General features: G+C 64.5%; 22 protein-coding genes. 11 read left to right on the top strand and 11 right to left on the bottom strand.

Annotation, left to right across the window (positions count from 1 at the left end; genetic code table 11):
- The first annotated feature begins 240 nt into the window (after window positions 1-240).
- Together OCX61_RS21280 and OCX61_RS21275 are read left to right on the top strand one after the other, a co-directional pair.
- The gene (locus tag OCX61_RS21280) at window positions 241-939 is read left to right on the top strand and encodes a response regulator (RefSeq protein WP_261941255.1); all 699 of its coding nucleotides are present in this window, start codon (window positions 241-243) and stop codon (window positions 937-939) included.
- Complete coding sequence (locus tag OCX61_RS21275) at window positions 936-2,537, top strand: ATP-binding protein (RefSeq protein ID WP_261941254.1); 1,602 nt, start codon at window positions 936-938, stop codon at window positions 2,535-2,537. Before OCX61_RS21280 ends, OCX61_RS21275 begins: the two co-directional genes overlap by 4 nt.
- Window positions 2,538-2,540: 3 nt before the next feature.
- Here the strand turns inward: OCX61_RS21275 and OCX61_RS21270 are convergent, their stop codons facing one another.
- Entirely contained in the window at window positions 2,541-3,242 is a 702-nt protein-coding gene (locus OCX61_RS21270) for a 4'-phosphopantetheinyl transferase family protein (protein ID WP_261941253.1), read from the bottom strand.
- 19 nt (window positions 3,243-3,261) lie between these two features.
- Here OCX61_RS21270 and OCX61_RS21265 point away from each other — a divergent pair, with 19 nt between their 5' ends.
- Window positions 3,262-3,417 carry a hypothetical protein gene (locus OCX61_RS21265; RefSeq protein WP_261941252.1) on the top strand — a complete coding sequence of 52 codons (156 nt, stop codon included), beginning with the start codon at window positions 3,262-3,264 and terminating at the stop codon, window positions 3,415-3,417.
- Here the strand turns inward: OCX61_RS21265 and OCX61_RS21260 are convergent.
- Entirely contained in the window at window positions 3,410-4,204 is a 795-nt protein-coding gene (locus tag OCX61_RS21260) for a dienelactone hydrolase family protein (RefSeq protein WP_261941251.1), read from the bottom strand. The genes OCX61_RS21265 and OCX61_RS21260 overlap by 8 nt on opposite strands.
- Before the next feature lie 129 nt (window positions 4,205-4,333).
- Between OCX61_RS21260 and OCX61_RS21255 the strand changes: the two genes are divergently transcribed.
- The 4 genes from OCX61_RS21255 to OCX61_RS21240 all read left to right on the top strand — a co-directional run bounded on the left by OCX61_RS21255 (window position 4,334) and on the right by OCX61_RS21240 (window position 8,822).
- Window positions 4,334-4,939 carry a porin family protein gene (locus OCX61_RS21255; protein ID WP_261941250.1) on the top strand — a complete coding sequence of 202 codons (606 nt, stop codon included), beginning with the start codon at window positions 4,334-4,336 and terminating at the stop codon, window positions 4,937-4,939.
- Window positions 4,940-5,063: 124 nt separating this feature from the next.
- Window positions 5,064-5,741 carry a response regulator gene (locus OCX61_RS21250; RefSeq protein ID WP_261941249.1) on the top strand — a complete coding sequence of 226 codons (678 nt, stop codon included), beginning with the start codon at window positions 5,064-5,066 and terminating at the stop codon, window positions 5,739-5,741.
- Window positions 5,738-7,084 carry an ATP-binding protein gene (locus OCX61_RS21245; protein WP_261941248.1) on the top strand — a complete coding sequence of 449 codons (1,347 nt, stop codon included), beginning with the start codon at window positions 5,738-5,740 and terminating at the stop codon, window positions 7,082-7,084. The genes OCX61_RS21250 and OCX61_RS21245 overlap by 4 nt, the downstream gene beginning before the upstream one ends.
- A 415-nt stretch (window positions 7,085-7,499) precedes the next feature.
- The gene (locus OCX61_RS21240; protein ID WP_261941247.1) at window positions 7,500-8,822 is read left to right on the top strand and encodes a dicarboxylate/amino acid:cation symporter; all 1,323 of its coding nucleotides are present in this window, start codon (window positions 7,500-7,502) and stop codon (window positions 8,820-8,822) included.
- Window positions 8,823-8,879: 57 nt separating this feature from the next.
- On the opposite strand, the gene OCX61_RS21235 is transcribed toward OCX61_RS21240, so the two are convergent.
- Window positions 8,880-9,374, bottom strand: coding sequence for a SprT family zinc-dependent metalloprotease (locus tag OCX61_RS21235; protein ID WP_261941246.1), 495 nt, complete (start codon window positions 9,372-9,374; stop codon window positions 8,880-8,882).
- 145 nt (window positions 9,375-9,519) lie between these two features.
- Complete coding sequence (locus OCX61_RS21230; protein WP_261941245.1) at window positions 9,520-10,119, bottom strand: Yip1 family protein; 600 nt, start codon at window positions 10,117-10,119, stop codon at window positions 9,520-9,522.
- A 263-nt stretch (window positions 10,120-10,382) separates the two neighbouring features.
- Here OCX61_RS21230 and ttcA point away from each other — a divergent pair, with 263 nt between their 5' ends.
- Window positions 10,383-11,207, top strand: coding sequence for a tRNA 2-thiocytidine(32) synthetase TtcA (ttcA, locus tag OCX61_RS21225; protein ID WP_027918067.1), 825 nt, complete (start codon window positions 10,383-10,385; stop codon window positions 11,205-11,207).
- 4 nt (window positions 11,208-11,211) lie between these two features.
- The gene (locus OCX61_RS21220; protein WP_261941244.1) at window positions 11,212-11,883 is read left to right on the top strand and encodes a DNA-3-methyladenine glycosylase I; all 672 of its coding nucleotides are present in this window, start codon (window positions 11,212-11,214) and stop codon (window positions 11,881-11,883) included.
- 103 nt (window positions 11,884-11,986) lie between these two features.
- Here the strand turns inward: OCX61_RS21220 and OCX61_RS21215 are convergent, their stop codons facing one another.
- The 3 genes from OCX61_RS21215 to arsC are packed head-to-tail and all read right to left on the bottom strand — an operon-like array spanning window position 11,987 to window position 13,348.
- Window positions 11,987-12,400: a DUF2069 domain-containing protein gene (locus tag OCX61_RS21215; RefSeq protein ID WP_261941243.1), complete on the bottom strand. Its 414-nt coding sequence runs from the start codon at window positions 12,398-12,400 to the stop codon at window positions 11,987-11,989.
- Window positions 12,393-12,998 (bottom strand): NAD(P)H:quinone oxidoreductase, encoded by a 606-nt coding sequence (wrbA, locus tag OCX61_RS21210; protein WP_054885569.1) that lies wholly within the window; start codon window positions 12,996-12,998, stop codon window positions 12,393-12,395. Before wrbA ends, OCX61_RS21215 begins: the two co-directional genes overlap by 8 nt.
- Window positions 12,995-13,348, bottom strand: a complete 354-nt coding sequence (arsC, locus tag OCX61_RS21205) for an arsenate reductase (glutaredoxin) (RefSeq protein WP_261941242.1) — start codon at window positions 13,346-13,348, stop codon at window positions 12,995-12,997. Before arsC ends, wrbA begins: the two co-directional genes overlap by 4 nt.
- A gap of 85 nt (window positions 13,349-13,433) precedes the next feature.
- Between arsC and OCX61_RS21200 the strand changes: the two genes are divergently transcribed.
- Window positions 13,434-13,898: a TlpA disulfide reductase family protein gene (locus OCX61_RS21200; RefSeq protein ID WP_261941241.1), complete on the top strand. Its 465-nt coding sequence runs from the start codon at window positions 13,434-13,436 to the stop codon at window positions 13,896-13,898.
- A gap of 36 nt (window positions 13,899-13,934) precedes the next feature.
- Here OCX61_RS21200 and OCX61_RS21195 read toward each other — a convergent pair whose 3' ends face one another.
- From OCX61_RS21195 to OCX61_RS21180, 4 genes are all read right to left on the bottom strand, one after another.
- Window positions 13,935-14,339, bottom strand: coding sequence for an META domain-containing protein (locus OCX61_RS21195; RefSeq protein WP_261941240.1), 405 nt, complete (start codon window positions 14,337-14,339; stop codon window positions 13,935-13,937).
- Complete coding sequence (locus OCX61_RS21190; RefSeq protein ID WP_054885565.1) at window positions 14,336-14,773, bottom strand: hypothetical protein; 438 nt, start codon at window positions 14,771-14,773, stop codon at window positions 14,336-14,338. Before OCX61_RS21190 ends, OCX61_RS21195 begins: the two co-directional genes overlap by 4 nt.
- Before the next feature lie 31 nt (window positions 14,774-14,804).
- A complete protein-coding gene (locus OCX61_RS21185; RefSeq protein WP_261941239.1) occupies window positions 14,805-15,794 on the bottom strand; it encodes a 2-hydroxyacid dehydrogenase in 990 nt (329 codons plus the stop codon).
- Window positions 15,795-15,956: 162 nt separating this feature from the next.
- Window positions 15,957-18,716 carry a response regulator gene (locus tag OCX61_RS21180; RefSeq protein WP_261941238.1) on the bottom strand — a complete coding sequence of 920 codons (2,760 nt, stop codon included), beginning with the start codon at window positions 18,714-18,716 and terminating at the stop codon, window positions 15,957-15,959.
- A gap of 194 nt (window positions 18,717-18,910) precedes the next feature.
- Between OCX61_RS21180 and OCX61_RS21175 the strand changes: the two genes are divergently transcribed.
- Complete coding sequence (locus OCX61_RS21175; protein ID WP_261941237.1) at window positions 18,911-19,627, top strand: response regulator transcription factor; 717 nt, start codon at window positions 18,911-18,913, stop codon at window positions 19,625-19,627.

Raw genomic sequence — 19,627 nt, 5'->3', positions numbered from 1 at the left:
GAGTGAATAGTGGGTATTCGCTGTAGGCCTTGTGCCAAGAGGTTTGCACTATTTTTCACAGGGCTGCAGGCCCTAGGCAGAAATTTTCGGGGGCGCACCTTATCACAAGAATCGCTTCAGTCGAGGCTGGGCCAGGCAGGTTGGCAGTGCCTGGGGACGGCACGTAGTATCCGGGGGTGGTGTTGCCTTTTGGTTAAAGGCCGGTACCGACAGAAAAACAACAAGCAAAAGGCAGGGGCCATGGACCAACCCAGCAACCGCATCCTTATCGTCGAAGACGACCAGCGCCTGGCTGAACTCACCGCCGAATACCTGCAGGCCAACGGCTACGAGGTCGCCGTAGAGGGTGATGGCGCCCGGGCCGCCCGGCGCATCATCGACAGCCAGCCGGACCTGGTGATTCTCGACCTGATGCTGCCCGGCGAAGATGGCCTGAGCATCTGCCGGCGCGTCCGCGGCCAATACCCCGGTCCGATTCTGATGCTGACGGCCCGTAGCGACGAACTTGATCAGGTCCAGGGCCTGGACCTGGGGGCCGACGACTATGTGTGCAAGCCGGTGCGCCCGCGCTTGCTGCTGGCGCGGATTCAAGCCCTGCTGCGGCGCAGCGAAAGCCCGGACAGCAAGCGCCACGACCTGGCCTTCGGCCCGCTGCGCATCGACAACCGACTGCGCGAAGCCTGGCTCGACGCGCAGCAGATCGACCTCACCGGCGCTGAGTTCGACCTGCTCTGGCTGCTGGCCAGCAACGCCGGGCGGGTGCTGTCGCGCGAGCAGATCTTCACTGCATTGCGCGGGGTCGGCTACGACGGCCAGGACCGCTCCATCGACGTGCGCATTTCCAGGATTCGCCCGAAGATCGGCGACGACCCGATCCACCCGCGGCTGATCAAGACCCTGCGCAGCAAGGGCTACCTGTTCGTTGGCGATGCCCCATGAACCACTCGATCTTCCTGCGCATCTACGGCGGCATGCTGGCCGTGCTGGTGCTGGTGGCCCTGCTGGGCGTGCTCAGCCTGCACCTGGTCAACGAAGTGCGCGCAGCCCAGCACCGCGAGCGCCTGGCCCAGGGCACGTTCAGCCTGATGGCTGACAACCTGGCGCAGCAGAACGACACCGAGCGCAAGCGTTCATTGCTGATGTGGGAGCGTTTGCTGGGCGTGCCGCTGGCGTTGCAGCCCATGTCGGCCCGCTCGCTGGAGGGTGGCCAGCGCGCGCGCCTGTACCGCGGCCTGGTGGTGGTGGAGAAGACCGGGCCGCACGCCGCCCAGGTGCTGCGCAAGGTCGGCCAGGAAGACCTGTTGCTGGTGGCCCAGGTCAAGCAGATCAGCGAGCAGCTGGCGCGTGCCACGCTTTATCTGCTGGCCGATGAACTGGTGCGCTACCCGGTGACCGAGCAGCAGCAGCGCCTGGCGGAAATCACCCAGAGCAAGGGCTTCGGCTTCGGCGTCGCCCTGCAGCGTATCGAGCGGGTCGGCCTGGACGATGACCAGCGGCGCCGGGTGGAGGAGGGCGACACAGTGATGGCGCTGGGCGGCGACGGTGATTCGATCCGTGTGTTCGCCGGCCTGCCGGGCTCGCCGCTGGTGCTGGAGATTGGCCCGCTGTATCAGCTCAACCCCTATCCGCCGCAGTTGCTGATCCTGATCGCCTTCCTCGGCCTGTGCCTGATTGGCCTGGTGGTGTACCTGCTGGTGCGCCAGCTGGAGCGGCGCGTGTCGGGCATGGCAATCGCCGCCACACGCATCGCCCAGGGCAGCCTGGACACGCGCGTGCCGGCCGGTGATGCCGATTCGGTGGGGCGCCTGGCCGCTGCGTTCAATGGCATGGCCGAGCACCTGCAGCGCTCGCTGAACATGCAGCGCGAACTGGTGCGCGCGGTGTCCCACGAACTGCGCACCCCCGTGGCACGCCTGCGCTTTGGCCTGGAGATGATCGAAAGCGCGACCACCGAGCAGGCCCGCGCCAAGCACCTGGCCGGCATGGATGGCGATATCCAGGACCTGGACAAGCTGGTCGACGAGATGCTGACCTACGCACGCCTGGAGCAGGGCGCCCCGGCGTTGAAGTTCCAGCGTGTCGAGCTGGATGCCTTGTTCGACCGGGTGATCGAAGAGCTGGCGCCGCTCAACAGCAAGGTCCGCTTGTTGCGTGGGGCGTGCCAGGGCAACGATGGCTGCTGGGTCGAGGCCGAACCGCGTTACCTGCACCGCGCGCTGCAGAACCTGGTGAGCAACGCCCTGCGCCATGCCGGCAGCGAGGTGCGCCTGAGCTACCAGCTGGGCCAGCAGCGTTGCCGTATCGATGTGGACGACGATGGCCCGGGCATCCCGGAAGGTGTCTGGGATCGCATCTTCACCCCCTTCACCCGGCTCGACGACAGCCGTACCCGCGCTTCCGGCGGGCATGGCCTGGGCCTGTCGATCGTGCGGCGGATCATCTATTGGCACGCTGGCCGCGCTACGGTGGGGCGCAGCGAGGCGCTGGGCGGTGCCTGCTTCAGCCTCAACTGGCCGCGCGAGCAGGCGCCGCAGTAGGGCTCAGACGCTTATCAGGCTGAGCAGGTGGCCGTCTTGCAGGCAGAACTGGCCTTCGACCTCGGCGCCGTCTCGCCATTGCGCTGACAGGTCGGTGAGCAGGCGCAGGCGCGCCAGGCCATCGGCAGACCACGCCAGTACCTCGGCGTGCTCGAAATAGAAGCGCTGCCGGGTCAGTGGGTAGAGCGCCTTGAACAGGCTTTCCTTGAGCGAGAAGGTCAGGGTGACTGTCAGGCCAAGCTGGCTGCGGTCCAGGCGCTCGCGTTCGGCGGGCGTCAGGATCTCGCCCATCAGCCGTTCGGCGCGCGCGTCATCGAGCAGCGCTTCCTGATCCAGGCCCAGGCTGCGGCACGCGCCATCGGTTGCCACCACAGCCGCAGCCCAGCCTTTGCCATGGGTGATCGAGCCATGGATGCCTGGGGGCCAGATCGGCGAGCGGTCCTCGTGGGTGCCGGGAACGTAGTCGCGGCCATCCAGGCGCTGCAGCGCAGCACGGGCGCAGACCCGCCCGGCCAGGTATTCCGCCTGGCGTTTGGCCACCGAGCGCTGCAGGCTGGCGCTGGGCACGATGCCAGCTCGCTGAAAGTCATCGGCGTCCAGGTGGGCGGGGTCGAAGGCACAACTGACCAGCACCGCACCGGGCAGCGGGCGGGGCAGGGGCCAGTGGTGCTGGAGTGGGGCGCAGCAGGCGGGGAGTCTGTTCATGGCGGGTATTGTGCCAGCCGTGAGTCCTGTGTGGGAGCCGGGGGCTGCTTCGCACCCCATCGCCGGCAAGCGCGGCACCCACAGGGAATCACCGACCCCGGGCATGATGCAGTACCTGTGGGAGCCGCGCTTGCCGGCGATGGGGTGCGAAGCAGCCCCGGCGTTCGTCACTTGAACACTTGCTTGAAGAACGCCTGCATGTCCGCCCAGGAACTTTTGTCTGCCGCCTCGTTGTAGCCAATGTCAGGCCCACCATGTTCGCCATGGCTCAGGCGGTCCGCATCCGGGTTGGTGAACCCGTGCTTGGCCCCGGGAATACTGACGAACTGATAGTTGACCTTGGCCGCGTCCATTTCTTTCTTGAATGCGTCCACCTGCTGCGGGGTGACCATGCTGTCTGCAGCACCGTGTTCGACCAGCACGTAGGCTCGCACAACGCCTGGCTTGGTGACCGGTGTCTGGGTGGCCAGCGCGCCATGGAAGCTCACCACGCCATCAAGCCTGGCGCCGCGGCGTGCGGCATCGAGCACCACCTTGCCACCGAAGCAGTAACCCACCGCGCCGAGCTTGTGTTTGTCGGTGTAGGGCTGTTTCTTCAACAGGTCCAGCCCGGCGTCGAAGCGCTTGGCCGATGCTGCCGCATCCTTCATCGCCTCGGCCATGAACTTCTGGGCATCCTGTGGATGCTCGGTGTGCTTGCCATCGCCATACATGTCGATGGCCAGCGCGCTGTAGCCCAGCGCGGCAAGGTCGCGGGCACGGCGTTTGGCATAGTCGTTCAGCCCCCACCATTCGTGCACCACCAGTACGCCTGGGCGCTCGCCCTTCACGGCATCGTCGTAAGCGTAGTAGCCGATCAGCGCGGTGCCGTCGGCATCCTGGTAACGAATTTCACGGGTCTGCACTGCCGCTTGGGCGAGGGCGGCGCTGCACATCAGGGTCAGGGCCAGCAGGGCGCGCATGTTCACTACTCCTTGTTTTGCAAACAGATCGTTCAGCCGAGGTTCAGTCAAGGTTCAGCCGCGGTTCAGGGCACCCTGCTTACTCTAGCTTCCAGACCGCAACAGTGCCTTCATCTGGAGTATGACAGCATGAAAACCTTCAATTCCCTGCTCGCTGCCATGGCCGTGTGCGCCGCTGGCATGACCACCGCCCAGGCCGCCGATGACAACTTCGCCAGCCTGACCTACGGCCAGACCAGCGACAAGGTGCGCAAGTCTGGCTTGCTGCAGCGCAACACCGACCACCTGAACGCCGACGGCATCATCGGCAAGGACGATACCTGGGGCGTGCGCCTGGGCAAGGTCAACGACCAGGGGCGCTACTACATGACGTATGACAACGTTTCTGGCGACCACAGCGGCCTCAAGCTGCGCCAGGAAAACCTGCTTGGCAGCTACGACCTGTTCCTGCCGGTGGGCGACACCACCAAACTGTTCGGCGGTGGCAGCCTGGGCATGACCAAGCTGACCCAGGATTCGCCAGGGGCCAGCCGTGATACCGACTACGGTTATGCAGTGGGCCTGCAGGCCGGGGTGATTCAGGAAATCACCGATAATGCTTCGATGGAGCTGGGGTACCGTTACCTGCGCACCAATGCCGCCACTGAAGTGGGTGCCAGCGGCGGGCCGAAGGAAGGTACCCTGCGCCTGACCAGCAGTGCCCAAACTTACCTGGCCGCAACCTACAAGTTCTGACCGGCGAGCCGAGTTATCCTGTACTGGCCTCTTCGCGGGTAAACCCGCTCCCACAGGGACTGCTGTGGGAGCGGGTTTACCCGCGAACGGGCCAGCACAGGCAATACATGAATAGGAGTTCTACATGAAACTGCTGGTGGTCGAGGACGAAGCCCTGCTGCGGCACCACCTCCACACGCGCCTGGGCGAAAGTGGCCATGTGGTCGAAGCCGTGGCTGATGCTGAAGAAGCCCTGTACCAGTCCGAACACTTTCATTTCGACCTGGCCATCGTCGACCTTGGCCTGCCCGGCATCAGCGGGCTTGAGCTGATCGGCCGCCTGCGCAGCCAGGGCAAGGCGTTCCCCATCCTCATTCTTACTGCCCGCGGCAACTGGCAGGACAAGGTCGAAGGCCTGGCCGCCGGTGCCGACGACTATCTGGTCAAGCCGTTCCAGTTCGAAGAGCTCGAAGCGCGCCTGAACGCCTTGCTGCGCCGCTCCAGCGGTTTCACCCAGTCGACCATCGCCGCCGGCCCCCTGGTCCTGGACCTCAACCGCAAGCAGGCGACCCTGGGGGAGCAGCCGCTGGCGCTGACTGCCTACGAGTACCGCATCCTCGAATACCTCATGCGTCATCACCAGCAGGTGGTGGCCAAGGACCGGCTGATGGAACAGCTCTATCCCGGTGACGAGGAGCGCGACCCCAATGTCATCGAAGTGCTGGTCGGCCGCCTGCGCCGCAAGCTGGAAGGCGAGACCGGTTTCAAACCGATCGACACGGTACGCGGCCTGGGCTACCTGTTCACCGAGCGCTGCCGATGATCCGCTCGCTGCGGGTGCGCCTGATGCTCGCGGCGGCCGTGCTGGCGCTGCTGTTCATGCTGGCCCTGCTGCCGGCCTTGCAGAAGGCCTTCAGCCTGGCGCTGAAGGAATCGATCGAGCAGCGCCTGGCCTCTGACGTGACCACGCTGATCTCCGCCGCGCGCATCGAACATGGCCAGCTGCAGATGCCCGAATTGCTGCCGGACGAACGCTACAACCTGCCGTATACCGGCCTGCTGGGTTACATCTTCGACCGTGACGGCAATCTGGTCTGGCGCTCGCGCGCCACTGCCGACCGGCACATCAATTACCGCCCGCGCTACGACGGGCTCGGCAACGAGTTCGCCCGAATCCATCAGAACGATGGCGAAGAGTTCTTCGTCTATGACGTCGAGATCAAGCTGCTCGGCGGCCAGAGTGCGGCCTACAGCATCGTGGCGCTGCAGCCGGTGAGTGAATACAAGGCCACCCTCGATGGCCTGCGCGAAAAACTCTACCTGGGATTTGGCGCGGCCCTGCTGGCCTTGCTGGCGCTGCTCTGGGCCGGCCTGACCTGGGGGCTGCGCTCGTTGCGTCGGTTGAGCCTTGAGCTGGATGAGGTGGAGTCTGGCGCACGTGATGGCCTCAGCGGCGAGCACCCGCGCGAACTGCTGCGCCTGACCCGCTCGCTGAACCGGCTGCTGAGCAGCGAACGCGAGCAGCGCACCCGCTATCGCGATTCGCTGGGCGATCTGGCGCACAGCCTGAAAACGCCGCTGGCGGTGTTGCAGGGGGTGGGCGAGAGCATGCAGCAGCGTGCTGGCGAACGCGAGCAGGCACGGGTGCTGCAAAGCCAGATCGAGCGCATGAGCCAGCAGATCGATTACCAGTTGCAGCGCGCCAGCCTGCGCAAGAGCGGCCTGGTGCGCCACAGCGTGCTGTTGCTGCCGGTGCTGGAGAGCTTGTGCAGTACCTTGGCCAAGGTCTATCGCGACAAGCAGGTCGAAGTCGAGCTGGACGTGCTTGCGCAGTCGCGAGTGCCGGTGGAGCAGGGGGCGTTGCTGGAGCTATTGGGTAATCTGCTGGAAAACGCCTACCGGCTGAGCCTGGGGCATGTGCGGGTGAGCCTGCAGGAGGCGCCCGGCACGCTGGCGCTGTGTATCGAGGATGATGGCCCCGGGGTGCCGGCCGACCAGCGCGAGCGGATCCTCGAACGCGGCGAGCGACTGGACCGGCAGCATCCGGGGCAGGGAATCGGGCTGGCGGTGGTCAAGGATATCGTCGACAGCTACGGCGCTGGGTTGAGCCTGGAGGATTCGCCATTGGGGGGCGCAGCGTTCCGCATCATTTTTCACCTTGATTGATCCGTAACCCGCACCGGGCCTTTTCGCGGGCAAGCCCGCTCCCACAGGTGTCCACAAGATTCAGCATCTGCAGGTGCCCCTGTGGGAGCGGGCTTGCCCGCGAAAAGGCCGGTACAGGAGCGTAATGACAGGGCGGATTCCCGCCATATCCCTTGTACATTTCCCGCCACTGGGCGGAAATCCGCCATCCTTCCTCAGCAAAATTGCCCTGTCGTTGGGCATTCAACCCCCGTAAACATTAGCGCTGCACTCAATATGGGCATTTTGGCATCGCCCTTGCTACCTCAGTTGGCAGAGGCCTGCCCAGGCAGCTCGAACACAACGACAAATCCCTCCAGGTGCAGGAGGGTTAGCGATTCAGGTGCCCAAACACCCTGGGAAGGGTGAAGCTGGCACACTTGAGGAAAAATGAGCCATGACGACACGTCAGCCGCTGTACAAATCCCTGTATGTCCAGGTGTTGGTCGCCATCACCATCGGCATCCTGCTCGGCCACTTCTACCCCGAGACCGGCGTCGCCCTTAAGCCTTTGGGTGATGGTTTCGTCAAACTGATCAAGATGGTCATCGCGCCCATCATCTTCTGTACCGTGGTCAGCGGCATCGCCGGCATGCAGAGCATGAAGTCGGTCGGCAAGACTGGCGGCTACGCGCTGCTGTACTTTGAAATCGTCTCCACCATCGCCCTGATCATCGGCCTTGTGGTCGTCAACGTGGTTCAGCCGGGCGCTGGCATGCACATCGACGTCAGCACCCTGAACGCCAGCAGCGTGGCCGCCTACGCCGCCGCCGGCGCGCAGCAGACCACTGTCGGCTTCCTGCTCAACATCATCCCCAACACCGTGGTAGGTGCCTTCGCCAACGGCGACATCCTGCAAGTGCTGATGTTCTCGGTGATCTTCGGTTTCGCCCTGCACCGCCTGGGCAGCTACGGCAAGCCGGTGCTGGACCTGATCGATCGCTTCGCCCACGTGATGTTCAACATCATCAACATGATCATGAAGCTGGCGCCTGTCGGTGCCTTCGGCGCCATGGCCTTCACCATCGGCCAGTACGGCGTGGGTTCGCTGGTGCAGCTGGGCTACCTGATGGCGTGCTTCTACATCACCTGCCTGCTGTTCGTGCTGGTGGTGCTGGGCGGTATCTGCCGTGCCCACGGCTTCAGTGTCCTCAAGCTGATCCGCTACATCCGTGAAGAGCTGATGATCGTGCTGGGCACTTCTTCCTCGGAATCGGCCCTGCCACGCATGCTGGCCAAGATGGAGCGCCTGGGTGCCAAGAAGTCGGTCGTCGGCCTGGTGATCCCGACCGGTTATTCGTTCAACCTCGACGGTACCTCGATCTACCTGACCATGGCTGCGGTGTTCATCGCCCAGGCCACCGACACCCACATGGACATCACCCACCAGATCACCCTGCTGCTGGTGCTGCTGGTGGCGTCCAAAGGCGCTGCCGGCGTCACCGGTTCGGGCTTCATCGTCCTGGCTGCCACCCTGTCGGCGGTCGGCCACCTGCCGGTTGCCGGCCTGGCGCTGATCCTCGGTATCGACCGCTTCATGTCTGAAGCCCGCGCACTGACCAACCTGGTCGGCAACGCCGTGGCCACCGTGGTCGTGGCCAAGTGGGTGAAGGAAATGGACAACGACAAGCTGGCTTCGGAGCTGGCCTCCGGTGGCGCGCCGCTGGAATTGTCGGTTCCTACCGATGACCTGGGTGTCGCAGAAACCCCGGTTCGTTGAGCCTGATGCGGTAACAAAGAAGGCGACCCTCGGGTCGCCTTTCTTGTGCCTGGCGCTTTATTCGACGCGGGTTTCGCCGCTGTATACCAATATCTCCCGGCAGCGCCGGCACAGGTAGCGCCGCCCCTGGCGCACCAGCTTGTGCCGCTGTGCGGTGAAGGGGAAATCACCTTCCGGGCATGGGCAGCGGTAGATGTAGCGGGTTACCACCCGCCGCTGCACTGCATAGTTGTGGCAGCGATTGGGCGGCAGTTCATACACCCCGCGCATGATCAGCTGCCATTCCTCGCCATGGGCCTGGATCCGCTCGCCAAACAACTGATGGGCCACCAGGTGTGCCACTTCGTGGGCCACGGTCTGGCGCAGGAAGTCGTCCTGGTTCTCGCGATACAGTTGCAGGTTGAAGCGCAGCAGGTTCTCGTGCAGGTGGGCGACGCCGGCCTTCTGGCCGCGCAGCTTGAAGCTGATTTCCGGGCGTGGGAAGGGGCGTTTGAAGAAGGCTTCGGCTTGCTGGTAACAGGTTTCGACGCGTTGTTTGAGCAGCTCGGGCATGGCGGGGTGGTTCTCCTGACCGGGCATTATGCCGCAAGCATGGCGCAGCTGCCGAGCCGCCGGTCAGCAGGCAGGTATCAGCTGGCAGACAAAGGCCGCCTTGCGGCGGCCTCTGGCTTGATGCCCTATGTTGGCTGGATCTGATCTAGTTGGTGTATACGGGCCCCACGCCCAAACCCCAGATGATCACGGTTGCGGCCATGATCGCCACCAGTACCACGAGGCCCACCGCCAGCACCGAGCTGGAGAACAGGAAGCCTTCATCTGACGGTATGTTCATGAAGGTCGGCAAGCCGACATACAGCAGGTACACGGTGTAGCAAATGGCAGCGGTCCCCACCAGCATGCCCAGCCACAGGTGCGGATAGAGCGCCGCCAGGCCGCCGAGGAACAGCGGGGTGGCGGTATAGGTGGCAAAGGCGATGCATTGCGCCATGGATGGGGTGGCGTCGTAGGTGCGGGCCATCCAGTGAATGAATGCCCCCATTACCGCGACGCCGGCGAGCATCGCCAGGTAGGACATGATGCTCATCCAGATCGCGCTATCCATGGTCAGCATCACTGCCGGTCGGCCGCCGATCACCCAGCCCACCTGGGTGGTGCCGATAAAAGCCGAAATGGCGGGAATCGCCGCCAAGATGAGGGTATGAGTCAGGTACATGTGGCTGATGCTTTCTTCTTCGCCACGAATCTCCCGCCATTCCTGGTCGGGATGGGTAAACAGCCCCACAACGTGATGAATCATGCCGGTCACTCCTCTCAATGTTGCCAATCGCCCCCCACATGGAGCGCAAGCGGCCCGAGGCCAAGGCACCGAAGCAGAACGGTAATGTGGCCTTATGTCGCAGTATAGGAAGTCAATCCCCGCACAAAGCCGGCTTTTTAGAGCAAATTGCGCTGTCAGGGCCGTTGTTGATTACCTTGAAGTCTTTATCGGAATCCCTACAGGTGCGCGTCGTTTGTGCGTAAAATAGCCGGCTTTTGTCACACCTCGCGGATCCAAGCGCTATGGGCACCCTCTCGGTCAACCAGAACAAACTGCAAAAACGCCTGCGTCGTCTCGCTGGCGAAGCCATCACCGACTACAACATGATCGAGGATGGCGACAAGGTCATGGTCTGCCTGTCCGGCGGCAAGGACAGCTACACCATGCTCGACGTTCTGTTGCACCTGCAGAAGGTGGCACCGATCAAGTTCGAGATCGTCGCGGTGAACATGGACCAGAAGCAGCCAGGCTTCCCCGAGCATGTGCTGCCGGCCTACCTCAAGGAACTGGGCGTCGAGTACCACATCGTCGAGAAGGACACCTACTCGGTGGTCAAGGAGCTGGTGCCCGAGGGCAAGACCACCTGCTCGCTGTGCTCGCGCCTGCGCCGTGGCACCCTGTACACCTTCGCCGATGAAATCGGTGCGACCAAGATGGCCCTGGGGCATCACCGCGACGACATCGTTGAAACCTTCTTCCTCAACATGTTCTTCAACGGCGCGCTCAAGGGCATGCCGCCAAAGCTGCGCGCCGACGATGGCCGCAACGTGGTGATCCGCCCGCTGGCCTACTGCAGCGAAAAGGACATCCAGGCCTACTCGGACATGAAGGAATTCCCGATCATCCCGTGCAACCTCTGCGGCTCGCAAGAGAACCTGCAGCGCCAGGTGGTCAAGGACATGCTGGTGGAGTGGGAGCGCAAGCACCCGGGCCGTACCGAGAGCATCTTCCGCGCCATGCAGAACGTGGCGCCGTCGCAACTGGCCGACCGCAACCTGTTCGACTTCACCAGCCTGAAGATCGACGAGAATGCCACCCCGCGCTTCCTCGACGTGGTGAACATCTGAGGCCATGCGCGATTACCAGTGGCTGCACGCGTATTGCCTGAACCGCTTCGGCTCGGCCCAGGCGCTGGAGGCGTTCTTGCCGCAGCCGCGCACGCCGGCGCAGTTGCGCGAGATCGCTGACGACCGCTATCTGTCGACCTTGGCCCTGCGCGTGTTCCGCGCCGGGCTCAAGCACAGCCTGGTGGATGCCAAGTGGCCGGCGTTCGAGCAGGTGTTCTTTGGCTTCGACCCGGAAAAGGTCGTGCTGATGGGCGCCGAGCATCTGGAGCGGCTGATGCACGACGAGCGCATCATCCGCCACCTGGGCAAGCTCAAGAGCGTGCCGCGCAACGCGCAGATGATCCTGGACGTGGCGAAGGAAAAGGGCAGCTTCGGTGCGTTCATCGCCGACTGGCCGGTGACCGATATCGTGGGGTTGTGGAAATACCTGGCCAAGCACGGTAACCAGCTGGGTGGGTTGTCGGCGCCGCGCTTCCTGCGCATGGTCGGCAAGGACACGTTCATCCCTACCGAAGACATGGCGGCGGCGTTGATCGCGCAGAAGGTGATCGACAAGCAGCCGACCAGCCAGCGCGACCTGGCCCTGGTGCAGCAAGCGTTCAACCAATGGCACGAAGAGAGCGGCCGGCCGCTGTGCCAGTTGTCGGTGATGCTGGCGCATACCGTCAACCACTGAGTTTTTGCAGTGCTTTCTTCGCGGGCAAGCCCGCTCCCACAGGTATTGCACCGCGCCTGAGAGCGGTGAAGATCCTGTGGGAGCGGGCTTGCCCGCGAAGAAGTTAACTGCCTTCGCCTGCCATGCGCCGTTCGAACTGGAACTTCCAGCGCACATACAGCAACCCGGCAATGAACAACCCCAGGCTCACCAGCACTTCGACCCAGCCAAACACCGCCCGCGCCGGGTCGAACGCTGCCAGCACACCCTTGATGAAATAGATATTCACCACGAAGCAGGTCCAGGCATGTGCCCGGGCGCTGCCCATCAGCATGCCCGGCAGCAACAGCAGCAGCGGCACCAGTTCGATTGCCAGGATCACTTCGACCCGCGCCCCATGCAGGTTGGCGAACCACAGGTTGTTCACCACCAGCAGGGCGATCAGGCCGAGGAAGAACGCCAGGCTCAACGCCCGCGTCAGGCGCAGACGCGGCGCCAGCCATTCGAGTGGCGGCAACACCTTGGGCTTTTTAGCCACGCGCGGCCTCCAGGGCCTTGGCGGTGGTCGCCAGGCGTTGGCCAAGGGCGCGGCACAAAGCGATTTCATGTGGGTCCAGCTCGCGCTTGCCATCGGCGCCGGCATGGTGGCTGGCGCCGTATGGGGTGCCGCCGCCACGGGTCTCCAGCAGCGCCGATTCACTGTACGGCAGGCCCATCACCAGCATGCCGTGGTGCATCAGCGGCAGCATCATCGACAGCAGGGTGGTTTCCTGGCCGCCGTGCAGGCTGGCGGTGGAGGTGAACACGCCAGCCGGCTTGCCGACCAGTTCGCCACCCAGCCACAGGCTGCTGGTGCCATCGAGGAAGTACTTCAGCGGTGCGGCCATATTGCCGAAGCGGGTCGGGCTGCCCAGCACCAGACCGGCGCAGTGGCGCAGGTCGTCGAGGGTGGCGTACAGCGCACCGCTGGCCGGGATGTCCGGGGCCACCGCTTCGCACTCGGTAGAGATCGCCGGTACCGTGCGCAGGCGCGCTTCCATGCCGGCCAGCTCGATGCCGCGGGCAATGTGCCGGGCCATCTCGCTGGTCGAGCCATGGCGGCTGTAATACAGCACCAGAATATACGGCGCGCTCACGGCAGGATCTCCAGCACCTTCTCCGGCGGGCGACCGATGACGGCCTTGTCGCCGGCGATCAGGATCGGCCGTTCGATCAGCTTGGGGTGCTGGACCATGGCGTCGATCAGCTGCGCGTCGGTCAGCGCCGGGTTGGCCAGGTCGAGGGTCTTGTATTCGTCCTCGCCGTTGCGCAGCAGCTGGCGCGGGGCGATGCCCAGCTTGCCGAGCAGGGCCTTGAGGGCGGCAGCGTCGGGCGGGGTTTCCAGGTAGCGCACGATGGTCGGTGCCAGGCCGCGTTGTTCGAGCAGTTCCAGCGCGCCGCGGGATTTCGAGCAGCGCGGGTTATGATAGAGCGTCAAGTCAGTCATGTCGGGTCGCATCCAGCTGGGTGTGGCGGCTATTCTAACCGCAGCGACTGACCTATTTGCTTGAAACTTCGAGAAGGATTGACCCATGGCAAGGCGTCTGGCAGCAGTACTGGCCATCACCGCGAGCCTTTTGCTCGGTGGTTGCGGTGCCGATTACGGCGTGGACCAAGATGGCAAGACGGTAAAGGCGGAGCAGCTCGACGGGCACTGGGTAGTGCTCAATTACTGGGCCGAATGGTGTGGCCCGTGCCGAACCGAGGTCCCTGAGCTGAATCAGGCGGCCAAACAGTGGGCGGGCGATGGCATCAAGGTGGTCGGGGTGAACTTCGATGGCCTGCAGGGCCCGGAGCTGAAACAGGCGGCGCAGGCCCTGGGCATCGGTTTCACCGTGCTGGCCCAGGACCCGGCCGAGCGCTATGACCTGCCACGCAGCGAAGCGCTGCCGGTGACCTACATCATCGATGACAAGGGCAAGGTGCGTGAACAGTTGATGGGCGAGCAGACCCTGGAAGGGTTGCAGGCCAAGATCAAGGCCCTGAAAGGCGCCTGATGCATTTGGGGCCGCCATGTGGCGGCCCCAAGGTCTTCAGCCTTCTTCAGGCCAGAAGCGCAGCGGCTTGCCTTCGGCCGGCCAGAAGCGCAACTGCTCGATGGGCGACACATCCCAGCGCTGCACGGTCTCCAATGCCTGCAGGAAATGCTTTTCCTGCTCCATCAGTGCTGGCGCGCACAGCTTGCGGGTCTTGCCGACCTTGCCGAAGCTCAGGTGCTCGCCGTCCAGCGTGTAGGGCGCAAACCAGTGGTTGCAGCCGGCATTGCCGTAGGCACGGCCATCAGTGGCCAGGGTCAGGGTCAGGTGGCTGTAGTCGATCAGCGGGCGCTCGCCGATCCACTCCAGCACGTAGCTGCGTTCCTGTTGCAGCTTCGAAGGTTCCGCGGCACAGCCGAGCAGGCCGGTGGCAATCAGCACGCCGGTCAGCAGATTCTTCACTCGGCGCTCTCCTGGCAACGCGGGCACAGGTGCTTGTCGCCACGGCTGGCCCAGCCCAGCTCGGCGACACGGGCGCTGGCTGCCGGCTGACGGGCCGCCTTGCCGAGTTTGGCGTCGACGGCGAACTCGAAGTCCAGCACCGCGTCGCAGCTGTCGCACTCGACCTTCCAGGTAAGAATCTCCAGCTCGTTGAACACCGGGCCACTGGCCACGGCAACCCACTGGCCGCGTGGGTTGATCAGGTGGCGCACGCTCTCCACGGTCAGGCGCATGGCCAGGTCCTTGCTGCCCTTGAGGGTCACGATCAGGACGTCGCCTTTGTGCATCGAGCCGCCGTTGCCGGTCACCTGGTAACGGCCCGGCACCAGGGCGCGGCACTCGATCAGGGTGTGTTGCGGGTTGAAAAGGGTGTAGCGGAAATCGTGCTCGACCATGGGTCCTCCAGAAATGCCGCGTATCCTAGCATCAACCGCTGACCAGATTCTGCGGTTTACCCGCCGCCCAGCGGATGATGTTGTCCAGGGTGGTGGCGGCGATTGCCTCCAGTGCCTCGCGGGTCAGGAATGCCTGGTGGGCGGTGATGATCACGTTGGGGAAGGTCAGCAGCCGCGCCAGCACATCATCCTGCAGCGGCAGGTCGGAACGGTCCTCGAAGAACAGCTGGGCTTCCTCTTCATACACGTCCAGGCCCAGGTAGCCAAGCTGGCCGCTTTTCAGGGCATCGATCAGCGCCGGCGTGTCGACCAGTGCACCACGGCCGGTGTTGATCAGCATCGCGCCCGGTTGCAGCTGGTTCAGGCTTTGCGCATTGATCAGGTGCCGGGTGTGCTCGGTCAGCGGGCAGTGCAGGCTGATGATCCGCGCCTCGCGCAGCAGTTCGGGCAGGTCCAGGTAGCGGGCCCCCAGGGCCAGCAGCTCCGGGTTGGGGTAGGGGTCGTACGCCAGCAGCTGGCAGCCGAAGCCGGCCATGATGCGGGCGAAGGCCGCGCCGATCTGGCCAGTGCCGACCACGCCGACGGTCTTGCCATGCAGGTCGAAGCCGGTCAGCCCGTGCAGCGTGAAGTCACCTTCGCGGGTGCGGTTGTAGGCGCGGTGCAGGCGGCGGTTGAGCGCGAGGATCAGGGCCACGGCGTGCTCGGCCACGGCATGGGGCGAATAGGCCGGCACGCGCACCACTGCCAGGCCAAGGCGCTGCGCGGCGGCCAGGTCGACGTGGTTGTAGCCGGCCGAGCGCAGGGCGATCAGCCGCGTGCCGCCAGCGGCCAGGCGCTGCAGCACCTGGGCATCGAGTTCATCGTTGATGAAGGCGCAAACCACCTCGTAGCCATGGGCCAGGGCGGCCGTGTCGAGGGTCAGGCGGGCGGACTGGAAATGCAGGTCCAGGGCGCAGTCGCTGGCGGCCTGGGTGAAGCTTTCCTGGTCGTAGTGCTGGCAGCTGAACAACAGGGTGCGCATGGTGCAGTCCTCAACGTTCTTGCTCAATTTCCAATGGCCGGCGCGATCCCTGTGGGAGCGGGTTTACCCGCTAACACGGGCGTAGCCCGTGCCAACCACCGCGTCGCCTGTTTCGCGGGTGAACCCGCTCCCACAGGGGGCTTTGTTGCCTGAGTGCAGGTGTCAGGCGCTCAGTCGCGCCTGCGCGGCCAGCCGGTTGATCGCCGCATCCAGCTCATCCAGCGCCTGCCTGGCCAGCGGGCTGTCCTGCTTGAGCAGCGTCTCGCTGCGCTGACACGCCGCACGCAATTGCGGCACCCCACAATAACGCGAGGCACCGTTGAGCCGGTGCACCTGCTCGATCAATGTCGACGGGTCATCCGCCTCGCGTGCGGCGCGAATCGCCTGGCGGTCGCTTTCCAGCGACGCCAGCAGCATGGCCAGCATGTCGGCAGCCAGGTCCGGCTTGCCAGCGGCCAGGCGCAAGCCTTCGTCCGGGTCCAGCACCGGCAGCTCCTGGCTGTCGCCCTGCTGCTCGCTGGCGTGCTCCAGCGGCGACGCGCCCAGGCTCAGCCCGGTCCACTTCATCACCACCTGGGCCAGCTGCCGCTCGCTGATCGGTTTGGTCAGGTAGTCGTCCATGCCGCTGTGCAGCAGGGCGCGTTTCTCGTTGGCCATGGCATGGGCGGTCAGGGCGACGATCGGCAGCGCGCTGCCACTCTGGGTCTTTTCCCACAGGCGGATCTGCTCGGTGCAGGCGCGGCCGTCCATGCCAGGCATCTGCACGTCCATCAGCACCAGATCGAAGGGCTCGGCCTGTACCGCCTGCACGGCAGCATAGCCGTTGTCGACCGCCAGCACGTCGGCGCCCAGGTCTTCGAGCAGCGTCTGCACCAGCAGCAGGTTGGCGGCATTGTCGTCGACGCAGAGTATCTTTGCCCGGCGTTGGCCACTGCTGGCCAGGCCCGGTTCGCTCAGCGGCCGGCGCGGTTGCACCAGCTCCAGCAGCAGGCGGCGCAACTTGCGCGTGCAGGTCGGCTTGGACAGCAATTGACCATGGCCGTTAGGCAGGTAGGGGTGGTACAGCGCCTGCTCGGTGGTCGGGCACAGCACCACGCACTGGCAGTGCAAACGCTCCAGCTGCTGGTTGTACTGGCCGAGCTGTTCCGGCGAAAGCGTGCCGAGGTTGGCGCCGAGCACCGCGAACTCGAAGGGCATGCCGGCCTGCAAGCCTGCCTGTACTCCTTGCAGCAACTGGTCGTAGGAGGCAAACAGGCTGACGCTCAGGCCGCAATCTTCAAGTTGGTGCTCCAGTGCCTGGCGCGCCAGCTCATGGCCATCGACGATTGCCGCGCGGCGGCCCAACAACGGTTGCAGCGGCTGCTCCTCGAGGTCGTCGTGGGCCTTGGGCAGGCTCAGGCTGATCCAGAACTGCGAGCCTTCCCCCGGTGTGCTGTCGACGCCGATCTCACCGCCCATCTGCTCGATCAGGCGCTTGGAAATCACCAGCCCAAGGCCGGTGCCACCGGGCTGACGGGCCAGCGAATTGTCGGCCTGGCTGAAGGCCTGGAACAGGGTGCGCACGTCCTGCGGCGACAGGCCGATGCCGGTGTCCTGCACGCTGATACGCAGCTGGGCGCTGTCTTCCTGTTCGTCATCGAGCATGGCCCGGACGACGATGGTGCCTTCGCGGGTGAACTTGATCGCGTTGCTCACCAGATTGGTGAGGATCTGCTTCAGCCGCAGCGGGTCGCCGACCAGTGATGATGGCGTGTCGCGGTAGATCAGGCTGAGCAGCTCGAGCTGTTTGGCGTGGGCGGCGGGGGCGAGGATGGTCAGGGTGTCCTGGACCAGGTCGCGCAAGTTGAACGGGATGCTGTCGAGCACCAGCTTGCCGGCTTCGATCTTGGAGAAGTCGAGGATCTCGTTGATGATCCCCAGCAGGTTGTCGGCAGACTTCTCGATGGTGCTCAGGTAGTCCAGCTGCCGCGGGGTCATCTCGCTCTTCTGCAGCAGGTGGGTGAAACCCAGGATGCCATTGAGCGGGGTACGGATTTCGTGGCTCATGTTCGCCAGGAACTCCGACTTGATGCGGCTGGCCTCCAGGGCCTCCTTGCGCGCCATGTCCAGCTCGATGTTCTGGATCTCGATGGTTTCCAGGTTCTGGCGTACATCCTCGGTGGCTTGGTCGATGCTGTGCTGCAGCTCCTCGTGGGCGCCATGCAGGGTCTCGGCCATGCGGTTGATGCCGCGGGCCAGTTCGTCCAGCTCATGGCTGCCCATGGCCGGCAGGCGTTCGTCGAGGTGGCCGTCCTTGAGCTGGTTGACCGCATGCTTGATGCGTGCGATCGGGTCATTGATGGTGCGGCTCATGCGCATCGCCAGCAGGCCACTGAGGGCCAGGCAGGCAAGGATCAGCAGCACGCTGGTGAACAGGTTGCGGTAGCCGCGCAGCAAGGTGCCGTCGTGGGACAGCTCGATCTCGACCCAGCCGAGCAGGCGCTCGGCCTCGGCCGGCACGGCATCGGTGGCCAGGTCGCGGTGGTGGCCGAACACCGGCATCAGGTAACGGGTGGCGTCGTTGCCGGTGCGCTGCAGCAACTGCGTGCCGGTACCGCCGCTGGGGGCCTGGTTGATCATGCTCGGGCCGGCGTGGGCCAGGCGGCTGCGGTCGGGGGCAAGGAAGGCCACGGCACGTACGTCGGCCTGCTCCAGGGTCTGCGCGGCAATCCGCTCCAACTGGGCCGGCGTCTGCCGTGCCAGGGCCGGCGCGGCCAGCGGCGCCAGTTGCTCGGCGAGCATCTTGCCGCGCTGCAGCAGCTGGGTGCGCAACTGGTCTTGCTGCAGCCAGGTAAAATAGCTGCCCAGCACCAGCGCCATCAGGCTGGCCGGCAGCAGTGCCAGCAGCAGCACCCGGCTTCTGATTCCCAAACGATCGAGCACACTCGCCTCCTGTGATGTGCCTGGACGCCGTCGTCATTGCGACGGAACTAAAGCGGAAAGTTACTCCGCTGGCTGCGCTAATGCACCCTTTGTATATGATTTCATTGCCTGGCCAAGGCATTGGTCGCAGGGCGGTTGCCTGGAAGGTGAGCATGCACAATAATTGCGCAACTGAGAATGAATGGCAGTTGCCAATGAATCCTGTAACTAATTACGCCTCCCACATCCTGGCCATCGAGGACGATCCAGTCCTGGGTGCCTACCTGCACGAAGAGCTGCAGCGTGGCGGCTTCCGGGTCACCTGGTGCCGCAATGGCCTGGAAGGCCTGGAGGCGGCCGGCCGGCAAGCCTTCGATGTGGTGCTCATGGATATCCTGCTGCCTGGTCTCAGCGGCCTGGAGGCCTTGGCCCGGCTGCGTCAGCGCAGTGCCACCCCGGTGATCCTGATGTCGGCGCTGGGCGCCGAGGCCGACCGCATCAGCGGTTTCCAGCGCGGTGCCGACGATTACCTGCCAAAGCCCTTCAGCATGGCCGAACTGCAGGTGCGGATCGAGGCGATCCTGCGCCGGGTTGCCCTTGAGCGCCGCCATCAGCCGCCGCTGGAGGCTGATGGCGGCGAGTTGCAGTTCGACGAAGGCCTGTGCGACATCAGCCTGGGCGGTCATCCAGCCGGCATGACCCCCAGCGAATACCGCCTGTTCGACATTCTCTACCGCAATGCCGATGAGGTGCTGAGCAAGCCCTTTCTTTATCAGCAGGTGCTGCAGCGTGGCTACTCGCGGCACGATCGCAGCCTCGACATGCACGTCAGCCAGATCCGCCGCAAGCTCAAGGGTATCGGCTACCACGAGCGGCAGATCCGCACCGTGTGGGGCAAAGGCTACGTGCTCAGCGCCAGCGAAGCGGAGTAA

Origin of the sequence: Pseudomonas sp. LRP2-20 (assembly GCF_024349685.1) — a bacterium.
GTDB lineage: Bacteria > Pseudomonadota > Gammaproteobacteria > Pseudomonadales > Pseudomonadaceae > Aquipseudomonas.
The sequence above is the reverse complement of the archived record's forward strand: the minus strand, read 5'-3'. Positions and strand labels throughout refer to the sequence as shown.

What these genes read in the sequence shown, in the direction of transcription:
- OCX61_RS21280 (WP_261941255.1), top strand. Translation starts at nt 241, where the DNA reads ATGGACCAACCCAGCAACCGCATCCTTATCGTCGAAGACGACCAGCGC.
- OCX61_RS21275 (WP_261941254.1), top strand. Translation starts at nt 936, where the DNA reads ATGAACCACTCGATCTTCCTGCGCATCTACGGCGGCATGCTGGCCGTG.
- OCX61_RS21270 (WP_261941253.1), bottom strand. Translation starts at nt 3,242, where the DNA reads ATGAACAGACTCCCCGCCTGCTGCGCCCCACTCCAGCACCACTGGCCC.
- OCX61_RS21260 (WP_261941251.1), bottom strand. Translation starts at nt 4,204, where the DNA reads ATGCGCGCCCTGCTGGCCCTGACCCTGATGTGCAGCGCCGCCCTCGCC.
- OCX61_RS21255 (WP_261941250.1), top strand. Translation starts at nt 4,334, where the DNA reads ATGAAAACCTTCAATTCCCTGCTCGCTGCCATGGCCGTGTGCGCCGCT.
- OCX61_RS21250 (WP_261941249.1), top strand. Translation starts at nt 5,064, where the DNA reads ATGAAACTGCTGGTGGTCGAGGACGAAGCCCTGCTGCGGCACCACCTC.
- OCX61_RS21245 (WP_261941248.1), top strand. Translation starts at nt 5,738, where the DNA reads ATGATCCGCTCGCTGCGGGTGCGCCTGATGCTCGCGGCGGCCGTGCTG.
- OCX61_RS21240 (WP_261941247.1), top strand. Translation starts at nt 7,500, where the DNA reads ATGACGACACGTCAGCCGCTGTACAAATCCCTGTATGTCCAGGTGTTG.
- OCX61_RS21235 (WP_261941246.1), bottom strand. Translation starts at nt 9,374, where the DNA reads ATGCCCGAGCTGCTCAAACAACGCGTCGAAACCTGTTACCAGCAAGCC.
- OCX61_RS21230 (WP_261941245.1), bottom strand. Translation starts at nt 10,119, where the DNA reads ATGATTCATCACGTTGTGGGGCTGTTTACCCATCCCGACCAGGAATGG.
- ttcA (WP_027918067.1), top strand. Translation starts at nt 10,383, where the DNA reads ATGGGCACCCTCTCGGTCAACCAGAACAAACTGCAAAAACGCCTGCGT.
- OCX61_RS21220 (WP_261941244.1), top strand. Translation starts at nt 11,212, where the DNA reads ATGCGCGATTACCAGTGGCTGCACGCGTATTGCCTGAACCGCTTCGGC.
- arsC (WP_261941242.1), bottom strand. Translation starts at nt 13,348, where the DNA reads ATGACTGACTTGACGCTCTATCATAACCCGCGCTGCTCGAAATCCCGC.
- OCX61_RS21200 (WP_261941241.1), top strand. Translation starts at nt 13,434, where the DNA reads ATGGCAAGGCGTCTGGCAGCAGTACTGGCCATCACCGCGAGCCTTTTG.
- OCX61_RS21190 (WP_054885565.1), bottom strand. Translation starts at nt 14,773, where the DNA reads ATGGTCGAGCACGATTTCCGCTACACCCTTTTCAACCCGCAACACACC.
- OCX61_RS21185 (WP_261941239.1), bottom strand. Translation starts at nt 15,794, where the DNA reads ATGCGCACCCTGTTGTTCAGCTGCCAGCACTACGACCAGGAAAGCTTC.
- OCX61_RS21175 (WP_261941237.1), top strand. Translation starts at nt 18,911, where the DNA reads ATGAATCCTGTAACTAATTACGCCTCCCACATCCTGGCCATCGAGGAC.